Raw genomic sequence first — 13,498 nt, 5'->3', positions numbered from 1 at the left:
CAAGGTCGTATTTGCAATGGGGCACATCCGCGGTCCAAACTGTATCTGTGCATCGTCACGTGTGGGTCTCGTTTCCATTGCTTCGGATAACTGTCTTTTGAAGCGTGAAGCCCGAGTCGGATGATGAAGCGTGAGGGGAAGTTTCAATGGACCGCGTTACGCGTGCTTTTGAACGGATCATCCCATTAGCATGGGCGGCGAAGGCCGTCGACTTGCGGCGTCGCGCGGCGATGGTTCACGCGCTGGCTGCCGCGATGCTGGCGCTCTGCGTTGCGTTGTCCGCGACGCCTTCGATCGCGCAGGCGCCCGCCGCGGACGGTGGCGCACCCGCCGCGGTTCCCGCCGCGACCCTCGACAAACTCGTCGGCCCGATCGCGCTCTATCCGGACGACCTTATCGCCATCATTCTGCCCGCCGCGACTTATCCGGTGGAGATCGTGCAGGCGGATCGCTTCATCGAACAGAAGAAGAACGACAAAACACTCAAGGTCAACGAAAACTGGCACGACCCGGTGAAGGCGTTGCTGAATTACCCCGAGGTCGTCAGGAAGATGAGTGCTGATCTCGACTGGACGATCGCTGTCGGCGAAGCGGTCGTCACCGATCAGGGCGCGGTGCTCGAAGCGGTTCAGCGCTTCCGGCGTCAGACGCAGTCGGCGGGACAACTCAAGTCCGACGACAAGCAGGTCGTGGTCGTCGAAAAAGAAGTGATCAAGATCGTCCCCGCCGATCCGCAAGTGATTTACGTGCCGCAATACAACCCGTCGACGGTCGTGGTGAGCGGCGCACCGCCGTCCTACGGCTACCTGCCCGCTCCTTATCCGGTCTACTACTATCCGTACGCGCCGGGCGCGGCACTCGCGACGGGTCTGGTGTGGGGCGCGGCGATGTCCGCGGTCTGGCACGGCGGACACTATGAGGCGCATTACGGAGGCGGCGGCAATAACAACATCAACATCAACCGGGAGAGGAACGTCGAACGGGGCAATATCAACACCGGCGACGTCAACCGCACGCGATCCCAGACAGGGCAATCGTCCGCATGGCGATCCGACAAGAAACCCGGCCAGGTCAGCGGCACGACGGGCCGGTCCGCGAACACGGCGCGGGTCGGCGATCTGCCGGCTCGCGGTGGTGCGGGAGGCGCCGGCAATGTGGGAGGAGGCGGCAATGTGGGAGGAGGCGCCAATGTTGGCGCAGGCGGCAACGGGGCGTCAGGCGGACGGCAGCAGGCCGCGCAGCGCCCCGCGTCGCCGACCACACGTGACACCGGTGCGCGCGCCTCGCAAACGCCCAGGGGAGATGCATTCAGCGGCTATGGCTCCGCGCGTCACGCGCAAGCGAATAGTTCGCGAGGCGCGGCCAGTCGTCAGTCCATCTCCAACACGCACGGCCGGACCGCTCCAACCGCCGCGCATACCGGAGGAGGATTTTCAGGCGGAGGCGGCCGCGCCGGTGGTGGTGGTTTTTCAGGCGGTGGCGGCGGTGGCGGCGGTGGCGGCGGTCGCGGTGGACGGCGTTAGGGGGATGATCATGACTGCCCGCAGCATGACTGGCAAGAACCCGCGCGCCGACTGGAGGCACCGCTTCGCTTTACGGTGCGGGTGGTGCGTGATGGTCGCCGCGCTGACGATTCCGCTGGGCGTCCTTGCCGCAGCGCAACGAACCTTCGACACACCGGAGGACGCGGTTGCCGCGCTCGCCACCGCGTTGAAGGCGCGCGACGAGGCGACGCTGGTCGCCATCTTCGGCGAGACGCACAAGGACCTCGTGGTGTCGCCGGATCAGGCAGAGAACGCGCAGAACTGGGCCAAGGCGAGCGCGGAGCTCGATGCCTATCACGTGCTGGAGGACGCGGGCCCGGATCGGCGGATTCTGCTGGTCGGCGACGAGGCCTGGCCGATGCCGATCCCCGTCGTGAAAGAGGGCGGCCATTGGCGCTTCGCGACCGAACAGGGCGAAGAAGAAATCACGAATCGCCGGATCGGCGCCAACGAGCGCGAAGCGATCGCGGTGCTGCGCGCGTATCTCGACGCGCAGCGCGACTACGCATCGCGAGATCGAAACAACGACGGCCTGCTCGAATACGCGCAGAAGCTGGCCAGTACGCCCGGCAAGCAGGACGGCCTCTACTGGAGCACGGCTGAGGACAGCGATGAGGAAGCCAGTCCATTCGGACCGCTGATCGCCGCGAGCTCCGGGTACCTGAAGGGCCACAAGGCCGGCGACGCCTATCGCGGCTATCACTTCCGCATCCTGACGAGACAAGGCAAGCATGCCCCGGGTGGCGCGTTCAGCTACATCATCAACGGACACATGATCGCGGGCTTCGCGATGGTCGCCTACCCGGCCCGATACGGCACGAGCGGCGTGATGACGTTCGTGGTCAACAACAACGGCGTGATCTACCAGAAGAATCGCGGCGAGAATGCGGCGCCGCTCACCGTGTTCGATCCGGACGACAGCTGGCAGCGCGTCAAGGAACCGTTCTGAAACGATTTCGGCAGGCTGCGTCGGCACGGACGGCGCCCCTGGGACCAAGGTCCGATAGGGATCGCTCCGGGCACCGGCTACGCTTGAGAATCGGAACGGGCCGCCGGGGCATCGTCATGCGCTGGATCGTAGCGCGGAGTGCGCGCGCGTTTCCATCGAGTCGGCTTCTGCACACGAGGCGCTACGTTGAGCAACGAATCCCGCGTCACCGATCCGGAGGCGGCCAGGCTGCCCGCGCGCGGTTGGCGCCAGGCGTTTCCCCCCGCGCAGTGGCTGCGAAACTATCAGCCTCGATGGCTCGCGAACGACGCGATTGCCGGCGTGACGCTCGCGGCCTACGGGATTCCGGTCTCGCTCGCGTACGCATCGCTTGCCGGCCTGCCGCCGCAATACGGCATCTACGGGTATCTCGTCGGCGGACTCTGCTACGCGCTGTTCGGCTCGTCGCGGCAACTCGCGATCGGACCGACCTCGGCGATCTCGATGCTGGTCGGCGTCACGGTCGCGACGATGGCCGACGGCGATCCGGCGCGCTGGGCATCGATCGCGGCGCTCACGGCGGTGCTGATCGCCGTCATGTGTCTGATCGCCTGGCTGCTGCGGTTGAGTTCGCTGGTCAATTTCATCAGCGAGACGATTCTGCTCGGCTTCAAGGCGGGCGCGGCGCTCACGATCGCGATGACCCAATTGCCCAAACTCTTCGGCGTCAGCGGAGGCGGCGAGTCTTTCTTCGAGCGGATCGCGGTGCTCGCCGGCCAGCTTTCGCACACCAATCTCGCGGTGCTCGCGTTTGGTCTCGTCTGCATAGCGTTGCTGCTGCTCGGCGAACAATTCTTGCCGGGCCGTCCGGTTGCGCTCGCCGTCGTGGCCGCTTCGATCGTCGTGTTGTCCGTCACGCCGCTGGCCAGTTTCGGATTCAGGATCGTCGGCGCGCTGCCGCAAGGTCTGCCGGAATTTCATCTGCCGGGGCTGCGGCTGCGCGATGTCGACGGCGTGATCCCGCTCGCCTTCGCGTGTCTGCTGCTGGCGTATGTCGAGAGCGTGTCGGCGGCGCGCGCGTTGGCTCAGCAAAACGGCTATGAGATCGACGCGCGCCAGGAACTGCTCGGTCTGGGCGCGGCGAATCTGGCGGCGGGACTGTTCCAGGCTTACCCGATCGCGGGCGGGCTCTCTCAATCGTCGGTGAACGACAAGGCCGGGGCGAAGACGCCGCTTGCACTCGTCGTCGCGTCGATCGCCATCGGACTCTGTCTGATGTTCCTCACCGGCCTGCTCGCCAACCTGCCCAATGTCGTGCTGGCCGCGATCGTGCTGGTGGCCGTGAAGGGACTCGTCGATCTCCGTGAATTGCGCCATGTGTGGCGTGTCAGCCGCTTCGAGTTCGCGATCTCGATGGTCGCGTTGGCGGCCGTGCTCATGTTGGGAATACTGAACGGGGTCATCGCGGCGGTGCTCGTGTCGATGCTGCTGATCATCCGGCGCGCCGCGCATCCGCATGTGGCGATTCTCGGACGCATTCCCGGCACGCGCATTTTCTCGGACATCGAGCGGCACGCCGAGAACGAGGCGATTGCGCATGTGCTGGCCGTGCGCGTCGAGGCGTCGCTGCTTCACTTCAATGTCGAGCATGTGCGCGAGACGATCTGGCGGAAGATCCGCTCGGCAACCGAGCCGGTCCGGCTGGTGATCTGCGACCTGTCCGCATCGCCAGTCGTCGACCTCGCGGGCGCGCGGATGCTGAAGTCGTTGCACGACGCGCTGCAGGCGTCCGGCACGGCGATGAAAGTCGTCGCGGCACACGCGGGCGTGCGCGACATGCTGCGTGCCGAGGGTCTGGAAGATCGCTTTGGCCACATCGGCCGACGCGGCTCGGTGGCGGACCTCGTCGACGAGTTCCAGACGCACGGGCGCGTCGCCGACGACCCCGATGCGACGCCGCGGGCCGCGACGTAGCGTGCCGCCTCAGCTATCCACGGAGATGACCTATGCCAGTCCAATTTCGCATGACCGTCCGCCTGTTACCGCATTGGCTCGCGGGCGCCGCGCTGCTGGCCGGCGCGACCCCCGGCCATGCCGCGAACCTCAACTTCCTGAAGGACACGCCGGTCAGCTACATGAAAGAAGCTGACCGTAAGGCGCTTAACGACGCGGCGCAAGTCGCGCTCGAAAAAAAGCAGGATGGCGAATCATTGAAGTGGAGTAATGCGGGCACCGGCAACTCCGTTTCGATCACCGGCACGATTACGCCGCACGATACGTCGAAACAGGGCGACAGAACCTGCCGCAAAGCGACGCTCGTGGCGATGGCCAAAGGCCAGACGCAAAGCTGGACGCCTACGGTCTGCAAGAACGGGAGTGGACCCTGGAAGATCCTCAAGCAATGAGAAAAAGTTCTGCATGCCTTAATGAGTCGGATGCAAGGCCGCCGCGGTTACACGCGCACGCGTCGGGAATCGCGACGCCGACTAAATGTTGAGGGTCGCGATTCCCGAGCCGTACTTCGCTATGCCCGTGACGATCAGTCGACCAGGCACCAGCGGCCGGACTCCGGACACACAGTCGCGTGCGCGCCGTTCAGCAGGACTTGCTCGTCTTCCGGTTGCAACGAACCTGTGGGAGCGACATCGAAATCGACTTTTAGTGCGCGCGCGACATGCGCGTCTTCGATGGGCAGTTCCCAGGTCAGGAATAGCTGAACATGATCGTGGTCCGGCGGAAACTCGGCCGCATTGAAGCCGCTGCTGCCGCGCTGAATCACACCATGTGGCTGGGCGGTATCGAAGAGCATCACCGTCCCGCGGGTCAACGGAATGCGACGGCCCGCGGCGGGGAAATGCACGTCGAGTCCCTTGTCCTCGCTGAGGAAAAGATTGCAGAAGGCCGCACCGCCGTATTGCTCGCCATCGTGGTGATATCTCGCGCCGCGGCAGGCCATCAGGGCTACGTCACGGATCGCAAGCGCGTCGGGGAGACCCAGCGCCGACGTCCAGCCGGACGCCGCCTGCACGCAGCGCGTGTAGTCGGGCCAACGCATCAGCGCCCGCGCCAACGGCATGACCTCGACGTCGCCGGGTTCCAGAACCATGCGCGACGATATTTCCCTTTGCCAGTCCGCGAGCAGACGCGCAGGGGGAGCAGGGATATCGACCGTGCCTGAGAGCACGACGTCACTCACGCTTCGAGTGCGGATGACATCTCCACTCCAGAAGTAGGACGTCAGCATGTCGCGCATTTGTTGCTCGGGGAGGGCGGGGAGTTCATCGGGAGCATTGTAACGACTTCGGGGCTTCGCTCTGGTCGCCAGCCGGTCGGTTGAAGGCACGCGGCCTGCCCGCGCTCGCCTTGACGTGTGGGTTAGCGGTCCTCTTACCTCTGACCAATGCGGCTCACATCAAACGGGCCTTTACCCAGGGTAATCACCTAGAAAAGAGCACGCCAGCTACGCATTTAACAAAGTTAGAATGAATCATCTAATGCTGCATTGCGGAACGTGCCGAGCCTTGACGGACGGCCGTCTGAGCGGCGTTCAGTTCGATGCCCGGCGGATTTTGTTGCCGTCGGCGTGAGCGAATTAATACGTATGACTAAAGGAGTGAGCGGTGTACTTTTCGACGAACGAACATCCCGGCACGTTGCAAAGCGAGAGCGTTGCCGCCGCGTTTTCGTTGACGCAACGAGCATTCCAGTGTTTCGAAGAACTCGTCCGCTTCAATCAGCAAATGATCAAGGCGACGCTCGTCGAGAGCGAAAAGGCCTGGCAGGTCGCGACGTCCGGCAAAGCGCCGGGCGAACTATGGGTCGAGCAAACCCGTGCCGCGCGATCGCTCGCGGAGAAGGCTCTCTCGTACAACCATCAGATGCTTGCACTTGCGACTCACACACAAGTCGAGTTGATGAAGTTCACCAAGGCTGGCTTCGAGTATCACAACGGCAAACTGCAAGTGCTGGTCGACGGCGTCGCCACCCATGCTCCCGCGGGTTCCGACGCGGCCGTCACCGCGTTGAAGTCGACTGTTTCCAGTGCCGCTGCTGCCTATGACGCCGTGTTGAAGGCCACCGCGCAAGCCATCGCCGTGGCGCAGCGAAATCAGCCAGCGGCTCCGGCGCCGGAACCGGGCGCGGAAAAAGTCGGACTCTAAAAACTCGCTCGACCCAGCTCACGGACGAGTCGAGCGCTGCTGGGTCATTCAAACTTTTTTCACGGAAGCAGGACGGATCGCATGATCCGGACCGGCGTGGTGTCGCATTGCCTGTTGGCTTGTTCGTGAGCGGGATTGAAGGCCGTATGAGTGCGATCACTTCTCTTCTCCGTTCATTCGTCGGAATCGCTGAATAACGTTGTTTTCTTTCAGACGAGGTTGCAATGATCGAACGATGGATGGGTTTGACGATCGGCGTCGCTGCATTGCTGATCGCGATACCGCTGGTAATCAGCCATTATCGGCGGGAATACCGGCGTGGACAGCTTCTTCGGAGCCTCGATCATGTGGACTGGTGGTATCGCACGCGCGGACCGAAATAGAAATGACACAACGCATTGATAAAAGCAGGCAGCCCCGGAGTGCAATGGGCACTGACGCTTCTTACAAGAGCGATCTCTTGCATATTGAATCGAGCGTCGTTGCGCTCGAACGAATAACGAACAGCGGCGACTCGATTGCTTCCACCTCGCTGATCAACGAGCCGGGCTATTGGCGCCGGCGCATCGAAACGCTGCTCAGCCAGCGCGATATCTCGCAGGTCGATCGGGACCATGCGCAGGCTTTATTGAACAGATTGCGCGGCATTGCCAGAAGTCAGGCAGAGAGCCAACGGATCTAATAACGGTCCGGGCATGACAAAAACGTGGTTAGACACACGCTAGGGGAACGCATGACGAGTGGACACTTCGAACCGGAATTCCAATCGCCGATAACCGGCGATATGGAACGTCAGCGGCTGGTGGTCCGCGCACAGGTTCAAGGGACGCGCATCGCGGCGATCTGGCAGGTGTTGCTGCCGTTCTCGCGCCACGTCGAGCACGTGGATATCAAAACGTTTCCGGAACGCGGCTTCGAGGAAGTGGAGATAGCGCTCGTTCAGGCACGACGTGAGTTGCTGGATGCGATCCTCGCGCGGTTCAACAGCATGTCCTGGGTGATGAGTACGAGGATTTATTGAGGGCGTAGCGCCCTCATCGCCGGGGCTCGACGCTGCGCGGATCACAGCACACCGAGCACCGACCTAGGTTCGAGAAACGCCTCCAGCCCGAACGTGCCGTACTCGCGCCCGATGCCGGATTGCTTGAAGCCGCCAAACGGCGCGGCGGGGTCATGCGCGAGTGTGTTGACGAGCACGCGTCCCGCTTCGATTCGCGACGCGACGGCGTGCGCGCGCTGGATATCGCCAGACAGCACATACGCTTGCAAGCCGTAAGGCGTATCGTTGGCGATCCTGATCGATTCCTCGGTATCGTGATACGCGATGATCGAAAGCACAGGGCCGAAAATTTCTTCGCGCGCAATCGTCATCTCGTTCGTAACGTCGCCGAATATAGTCGGACGGACGAACCAGCCTGCGTCGACGCCTTCCGGCCGCCCCTCGCCGCCGGCGATCAGCCGCGCGCCTTCGTCTATGCCGATGCGGATATAACGCTGCACGCGGTCCCATTGCTTGCGGCTGACCATGGGGCCGATGGTCGTTTGCGGATCGCGCGGGTCACCCGCGTGGACCTGTTCCATCTCCTGCTTCACCCGCGCTTCGAATTCAGCGAGCCGCGTGTGCGGCACGAGAATTCGCGTGCCCGCAATGCACGCTTGCCCGCTGTTCATGAAGCCGGCCTGCAGCGCGAGCGGCACGGCCTGCTCGAAGTCCGCGTCGTCCAGCACGATCACCGGCGACTTGCCGCCGAGTTCCAGCGTCACCCGTTTCAGCGTCTCGGCTCCGGTGCGCAAGATCGTCTTGCCGACGGCGGTGGAACCGGTGAAAGACAGTTTGGCGACGTCCGGATGCGCACTGATTTCCGCGCCGACCGTGTCGCCCCGGCCGGTCACGATGTTGAACACGCCCGGCGGCAACCCGGCATCGTGCAGCGCTTCGGTGACGATGTGCGTCTGCATTGCGCTCATCTCGCTCGGCTTGACGACGGCGGTACAACCGGCTGCGAGCGCCGCCGCGAGCTTGCCGCAGATGAAACCCGCGTCGCTGTTCCATGGCGTGATCAAACCGGCGACGCCGAGCGGCTGCATCGTCACCTCCGCTGTGCCGGCGCGCCGGGTGAACGGATAGTCGCGCAGGAGTTGCGCGGCATCCAGCAGCACACTGCTCGCGTGGCGCGCCATCCATCGTCCGCGCGACACGGGCGCGCCGTATTCGACGGTGATCGCTTCGTACAGCGCGTCTTCGCGAGCGATGACGGCGGCGTGCATGCGCTCGAGCATGTCGATTCGCTCGCGCTTGTCGGTGCGCGAGAATGCTGGAAAGGCGCGCTTCGCCGCTGCGATCGCGGCGCGCGCATCCTCGGCATCGGCAAGACGCACGCGGCCGATCACCTGCTCCGTCGCGGGATTGAACAGGTCGAACATTTCGTCGCCGTGCGGCGTGACGAACGCGCCGTCGATATAAATCGTGTCAATGATCTGCATTGCCCTTCTCCTGAATTGCGTTACCGCTCAAGATAGCCCCACGGCATTGTGCTGACTAGCCGTACAATCGTGGATGACGTATTGAGCGATCCAGGACAATGAAGACATCGGGTTTGGGAGAACTGGAAGCGGTGCTCGCGGTATCGCGCCGTCGCAGCTTTCGGGCGGCGGCGATAGAACTGGGCGTGTCGACGTCAGCACTCAGTCATGCGGTCGCGGCGCTCGAAGCGCGTATCGGCGTGCGGCTATTCAATCGCACGACGCGCAGCGTGTCCTTGTCCGAAGCCGGTGAGCAGTTCGTCGCCAGCGTCGCGCCCGCGCTCGCGACGATCCGCGACGCGATCGAGCAGGCCGGCAGCTTTCGCGACACGCCGTCGGGAACATTGCGCATCAACACCTCCACCGGCGCCGCGAACCAGGTGATGCCGCTCTTTATCGCATTCCTGCAACGCTATCCGGAGATGAAGATCGATCTCGTCACCGAGGGCCGCCTGATCGATATCGTCGTCGACGGATTCGATGCGGGCATTCGACTCGCGGACAGCGTGCCGCAGGACATGATCGCGGTGCCGTTCGGCGACGCTCAGCGTTTTGCGGTGGTCGGCAGTCCGGCGTATTTCGCGGAACACAAACGGCCTCGCACGCCCGCCGAGTTGAATGCGCACCGTTGTATCCGTACGCGCATGCCGAGCGGTGCGATCTATCAATGGGAATTCGAGCGACACGGCGAGACCGTGCGCTTCGACGGCAACGGTGCGTTGACGCTCGACGAACCGGGGCTGATGCTGACCGCCGCGCGTGCCGGCCTCGGGCTCACCTATCTGACGGAGTGGAATGTGGCCGCGGACCTGAAAGCCGGCACGCTGGTGCGCGTGTTGGAAGACTGGACGCCGCCGCTCGACAGGCTATGTCTGTACTATCCGGGACGTCGCAATGTGCCGGCCGGGTTGCGCGCGTTGATCGAGATGATCCGCGAGGCAGCGAGTGCGCAAAGCAAGCCGAAGCCGAAGCCGAAGGTGATACAGAAACCGAAGGCGCGCAAATAACGGGCTCTACTATATGAGCCCGAGGGTGGGGTCCGGGTTGCGAGTCGGCGCGAGAAATCACGCCGAACCCAGCCGCGCAGTTGCAGGCGCCCCACACAGCAGCGCCTCCAACCAGGGGATTCCGCGCGCAACCTCTCACCCCAGCCAGCCCTTGATCGCTTCCGACATCGTTTCGGTCGAAATCCCATACCGGTCATGCAACGTCGGCAGCGCGCCGGCGTCGAGGAACGCGTCCGGCAACCCAATCTGTCTGAAGCGGCACGCGACACCCTCGCGCATCAACTCCGCGGCAACCGCTTCGCCGAGCCCGCCGATCACCGTATGGTTCTCCGCCACCACCACGAGCCGCCCCGAGCGCTTCGCTTCGCGCACGATCGTCTCCGTGTCGAGCGGCTTGATGGTCGGCACATGCAGCACGGCCACGCCGACGCGATCGCGTTCGAGCGCTTTCGCCACTTCGAGCGCGCGCATCGTCATGATGCCCGACGAAATCACCAGCACTTCCGCGCCGTCGCGCAGCAGCTTCGCTTTGCCGAGTTCGAACTGATAGTCGTATTCGTCGAGCACCGCCGGCACGTTGCCGCGCAGCAGGCGGGCATACACCGGGCCCTTGTGCGCGGCGATGGCGGGCACCATCTGCTCGATGTCGAGCGCGTCGCACGGATCGATCACGGTCATGTTCGGCATCGCGCGCATCAACGCAAGATCTTCGGCGGCCTGGTGGCTGGGACCATAGCCGGTCGTCAGGCCCGGCAGCGCGCAGACGATCTTCACGTCGAGATTGTCTTCGGCAATCGTCTGGTGCATGAAGTCGTAAGCGCGGCGCGTCGCGAACACCGCGTACGTGGTGACGAACGGTTGCGCGCCTTCGTGCGCGAAGCCCGAGGCCGCGCCCATGAGCAATTGCTCGGCCATGCCCATCTGATAGAAGCGCTCGGGAAACTCCTTCGCGAAGATGTGCAGGTCCGTGTACTTGCCGAGGTCGGCGGTCATGCCGATCACGTTCTGCTTCTGTCGCGCGAGTTCGACCAGCGCGTGACCGAAGGGCGCGGAACGCGTGAGCTGTCCTTCGCCGGCGATCGACGCGATCATCGCCGAGGTCTTCAGGCGCGGCTTGCTGGTGGTGGTATTGCTCATGCTTGTCTCCCTGCTTCGAGTGCTTGCAGCGCCAGTTGCCACTCATGGGCATCGACGCGGATAAAGTGGTTTTTCTCGCGCTGTTCGAGAAACGGCACACCGCAGCCCATGCGCGTATCGGCGACGATCATGCGCGGTTGCTCGCCTGGATGCTTGCGGGCCGCGTCGAACGCGGCGGCCACGGCGGCGATGTCGTTGCCGTCGACACGTTGCGTGAACCAGCCGAACGCTTCCAGCTTGTCGACGAGCGGCTCGAACGCCATGATTTGTGTCGAGGGACCGTCCGCCTGCTGATTGTTCACGTCGACAATCGCGATCAGGTTGTCGAGCTTCCAGTGACTCGCTGACATCAGCCCCTCCCAGATCGCGCCTTCGTCGAGTTCGCCGTCGGAGAACAGCGTGTACACGAAGGACTTCGAACCTTTGCGCTTCAGGCCGAGGCAACGGCCGACCGCGATCGTCAGACCCTGGCCGAGCGAGCCGCCGGACATCTCCATGCCGGGCGTGTAGCTCGCCATCCCCGACATCGGCAAGCGGCTGTCGTCGCTGCCGTACGTTTCGAGTTCTTCGGGCGGCAAAAAGCCCGCTGCGAATAGCGCCGCATAGAGTGCAATCGCGTAGTGGCCGTTGGAGAGCAGGAAGCGGTCGCGTTCTTCCCAATCCGGGTCTTCGGGGCGGTAGTTCATCGCACCGAAGTAGGCGACGGCCAGTACGTCGGCGATGTCGAGCGCTTGCCCGATGTAGCCCTGGCCCTGCACCTCGCCCATCAATAGAGCGTTCTTGCGGATTCGGTACGCGTGATCGGCGAGCGTCGCCGTGGATGGTTGGTTCATGTCGTCTCCAATGATGGGTCGTAAAAGCATGAGTTCAGCGGTTCACCGACTTCGCGGGCACCAGGAACACCAGCGCGGCGCCGAGCGCGATGGCCAGTGAGATGAAGATCAGCCCGGCGGTCGATTTGCCGGTCAGGTCGTTCAGCCAGCCGACGATCGCCGGAGAGAAGAAGCCCGCGAGATTGGCGAAGCAATTCACCGCCGCGATGCCGGCCGCAGCCGACATGCCGCCAAGCAGCGCGGTCGGCAAAGACCAGAATTGGGAGGACGACGCGAGGATGCCGGCGGCCGCCACGCTCAGGCAGACGATCGAGGCCGGCACGCTGCCGAGGGTGGGCAGCACGATGAAGGCGGCTGCGGCGATCAGCATCGGAATGGCCAGATGCAGGCGGCGTTCGCGGCGACGGTCCGCGCTCATGCCGATCAACGGCAGCGCGATGATTGCGCACAGATACGGACTCGCGGTGAACACGCCGATCCACAGCGGGTCGGCGACGCCCGACTTGCGGATGATGGTCGGCAGCCAGAACGTCAGGCCGTACTGGCCGAGCACCACGCAGAAGTAGATCGACGCCATCAGCCACAAGCGGCGGTCGCCGATGAACGATCTGATCGACACGTGCGCGATCTTGTGCGCGTTGTCATTGGCAACGTTGCGGGCGAGCAGATTCTTTTCGGAGTCCGTGAGCCACTTCGCTTTGGCGATGCTGTCGTCGAGGTAGAGCAGGATCGCGACGCCGAGCACGAGCGACGGCAGTGCTTCGAGCATGAACAGCCACTTCCAGCCGGCCAGATCGAACGTGCCTTGCAGCGAGTGCATGATCCAGCCGGACAGCGGTCCACCGACCATGCCCGCGAGCGGAATCGCCATGAAGAACAGCGACAGCGCCTTGGCGCGGCGTGCAGCCGGAAACCAGTACGTCAGATAGAGAATCACACCGGGCGCGAAGCCCGCTTCCGCGACGCCGAGCAGAAAGCGCAGCACGTAAAAGGCGGTCGGCGATTTTACGAACACGAAGCTCGCGGAGATCACCGCCCAGGTCAGCATGATGCGCGCGAGCCAGCGGCGCGCGCCGACGCGATGCAGAATCAGGTTGCTCGGCACTTCGAACAGGAAGTAGCCGAGAAAGAAAATGCCCGCGCCCATGCCGTAGACGGTTTCGCTAAAGCGCAGGTCGCTGAGCATCTGCAACTTCGCGAAGCCGACGTTGACGCGGTCGAGATAGGCGCCGAGATAGCACAGCATCAGAAACGGGATCAGCCGGCGACTGACTTTCGCGTAGGTTTTCGACTCGAAGCTGGCCGAGTCAGTAGGGGGCGCGAGATCGGCGGGAACGGGTAAAGCCGTGGACTTCGATTTCATGTC

General features: G+C 63.6%; 14 protein-coding genes. 9 read left to right on the top strand and 5 right to left on the bottom strand.

Features of this window, described 5'->3' with window-relative positions:
• Positions 1–146 precede the first annotated feature (146 nt).
• The 4 genes from BGI01S_RS23885 (at position 147) to BGI01S_RS23870 (ending at position 4,877) form a co-directional block, all read left to right on the top strand.
• Complete coding sequence (locus BGI01S_RS23885) at positions 147–1,523, top strand: DUF3300 domain-containing protein (RefSeq protein WP_042328559.1); 1,377 nt, start codon at positions 147–149, stop codon at positions 1,521–1,523.
• Positions 1,456–2,493 carry a DUF2950 domain-containing protein gene (locus BGI01S_RS23880; protein WP_255219771.1) on the top strand — a complete coding sequence of 346 codons (1,038 nt, stop codon included), beginning with the start codon at positions 1,456–1,458 and terminating at the stop codon, positions 2,491–2,493. Before BGI01S_RS23885 ends, BGI01S_RS23880 begins: the two co-directional genes overlap by 68 nt.
• Before the next feature lie 186 nt (positions 2,494–2,679).
• The gene (locus BGI01S_RS23875) at positions 2,680–4,446 is read left to right on the top strand and encodes a SulP family inorganic anion transporter (protein WP_042328558.1); all 1,767 of its coding nucleotides are present in this window, start codon (positions 2,680–2,682) and stop codon (positions 4,444–4,446) included.
• Between the two features lie 32 nt (positions 4,447–4,478).
• Positions 4,479–4,877, top strand: coding sequence for an RT0821/Lpp0805 family surface protein (locus tag BGI01S_RS23870; RefSeq protein WP_232624439.1), 399 nt, complete (start codon positions 4,479–4,481; stop codon positions 4,875–4,877).
• A gap of 134 nt (positions 4,878–5,011) precedes the next feature.
• On the opposite strand, the gene BGI01S_RS23865 is transcribed toward BGI01S_RS23870, so the two are convergent.
• Entirely contained in the window at positions 5,012–5,725 is a 714-nt protein-coding gene (locus BGI01S_RS23865) for a hypothetical protein (protein ID WP_408638633.1), read from the bottom strand.
• Positions 5,726–6,092: 367 nt separating this feature from the next.
• On the opposite strand from BGI01S_RS23865, the gene phaP reads away from it, so the two are divergent.
• From phaP to BGI01S_RS23850, 4 genes are all read left to right on the top strand, one after another.
• Positions 6,093–6,632, top strand: a complete 540-nt coding sequence (gene phaP / locus BGI01S_RS23860; RefSeq protein ID WP_042328556.1) for a TIGR01841 family phasin — start codon at positions 6,093–6,095, stop codon at positions 6,630–6,632.
• A 224-nt stretch (positions 6,633–6,856) separates the two neighbouring features.
• Positions 6,857–7,015: a hypothetical protein gene (locus BGI01S_RS30665; RefSeq protein ID WP_167335676.1), complete on the top strand. Its 159-nt coding sequence runs from the start codon at positions 6,857–6,859 to the stop codon at positions 7,013–7,015.
• A 44-nt stretch (positions 7,016–7,059) separates the two neighbouring features.
• Positions 7,060–7,314, top strand: coding sequence for a hypothetical protein (locus BGI01S_RS23855; RefSeq protein ID WP_042328555.1), 255 nt, complete (start codon positions 7,060–7,062; stop codon positions 7,312–7,314).
• Between the two features lie 102 nt (positions 7,315–7,416).
• Positions 7,417–7,653: a hypothetical protein gene (locus BGI01S_RS23850; protein WP_232624440.1), complete on the top strand. Its 237-nt coding sequence runs from the start codon at positions 7,417–7,419 to the stop codon at positions 7,651–7,653.
• A gap of 41 nt (positions 7,654–7,694) precedes the next feature.
• On the opposite strand, the gene BGI01S_RS23845 is transcribed toward BGI01S_RS23850, so the two are convergent.
• Complete coding sequence (locus BGI01S_RS23845) at positions 7,695–9,116, bottom strand: aldehyde dehydrogenase family protein (RefSeq protein WP_042328553.1); 1,422 nt, start codon at positions 9,114–9,116, stop codon at positions 7,695–7,697.
• Between the two features lie 98 nt (positions 9,117–9,214).
• Here BGI01S_RS23845 and BGI01S_RS23840 point away from each other — a divergent pair, with 98 nt between their 5' ends.
• Positions 9,215–10,162: a LysR family transcriptional regulator gene (locus BGI01S_RS23840; RefSeq protein WP_042328552.1), complete on the top strand. Its 948-nt coding sequence runs from the start codon at positions 9,215–9,217 to the stop codon at positions 10,160–10,162.
• 135 nt (positions 10,163–10,297) lie between these two features.
• Here BGI01S_RS23840 and BGI01S_RS23835 read toward each other — a convergent pair whose 3' ends face one another.
• From BGI01S_RS23835 to BGI01S_RS23825, 3 genes are read right to left on the bottom strand one after another with little or no spacing between them, the layout of a single operon-like run.
• Complete coding sequence (locus BGI01S_RS23835) at positions 10,298–11,299, bottom strand: transketolase family protein (protein WP_042328551.1); 1,002 nt, start codon at positions 11,297–11,299, stop codon at positions 10,298–10,300.
• Positions 11,296–12,132 (bottom strand): transketolase, encoded by an 837-nt coding sequence (locus BGI01S_RS23830; protein WP_042328550.1) that lies wholly within the window; start codon positions 12,130–12,132, stop codon positions 11,296–11,298. The genes BGI01S_RS23835 and BGI01S_RS23830 overlap by 4 nt, the downstream gene beginning before the upstream one ends.
• Positions 12,133–12,166: 34 nt before the next feature.
• A complete protein-coding gene (locus BGI01S_RS23825) occupies positions 12,167–13,495 on the bottom strand; it encodes an MFS transporter (protein ID WP_042328549.1) in 1,329 nt (442 codons plus the stop codon).
• Positions 13,496–13,498 lie beyond the last annotated feature (3 nt).

Source organism: Paraburkholderia ginsengisoli NBRC 100965 (genome assembly GCF_000739735.1).
GTDB classification, from domain to species: domain Bacteria; phylum Pseudomonadota; class Gammaproteobacteria; order Burkholderiales; family Burkholderiaceae; genus Paraburkholderia; species Paraburkholderia ginsengisoli.
Note: the sequence above shows the minus strand (reverse complement) of the source record. Positions and strands in the feature narration are given on the sequence as shown.

Bases quoted from the DNA above. Each gene is read 5' to 3' on its own strand.
- BGI01S_RS23825 (WP_042328549.1), bottom strand. From the start codon at position 13,495: ATGAAATCGAAGTCCACGGCTTTACCCGTTCCCGCCGATCTCGCGCCC.
- BGI01S_RS23835 (WP_042328551.1), bottom strand. From the start codon at position 11,299: ATGAGCAATACCACCACCAGCAAGCCGCGCCTGAAGACCTCGGCGATG.
- BGI01S_RS23855 (WP_042328555.1), top strand. From the start codon at position 7,060: ATGGGCACTGACGCTTCTTACAAGAGCGATCTCTTGCATATTGAATCG.
- BGI01S_RS23840 (WP_042328552.1), top strand. From the start codon at position 9,215: ATGAAGACATCGGGTTTGGGAGAACTGGAAGCGGTGCTCGCGGTATCG.
- BGI01S_RS23865 (WP_408638633.1), bottom strand. From the start codon at position 5,725: ATGCGCGACATGCTGACGTCCTACTTCTGGAGTGGAGATGTCATCCGC.
- BGI01S_RS23870 (WP_232624439.1), top strand. From the start codon at position 4,479: ATGCCAGTCCAATTTCGCATGACCGTCCGCCTGTTACCGCATTGGCTC.
- BGI01S_RS23845 (WP_042328553.1), bottom strand. From the start codon at position 9,116: ATGCAGATCATTGACACGATTTATATCGACGGCGCGTTCGTCACGCCG.
- BGI01S_RS23830 (WP_042328550.1), bottom strand. From the start codon at position 12,132: ATGAACCAACCATCCACGGCGACGCTCGCCGATCACGCGTACCGAATC.
- BGI01S_RS30665 (WP_167335676.1), top strand. From the start codon at position 6,857: ATGATCGAACGATGGATGGGTTTGACGATCGGCGTCGCTGCATTGCTG.
- BGI01S_RS23850 (WP_232624440.1), top strand. From the start codon at position 7,417: ATGGAACGTCAGCGGCTGGTGGTCCGCGCACAGGTTCAAGGGACGCGC.
- BGI01S_RS23885 (WP_042328559.1), top strand. From the start codon at position 147: ATGGACCGCGTTACGCGTGCTTTTGAACGGATCATCCCATTAGCATGG.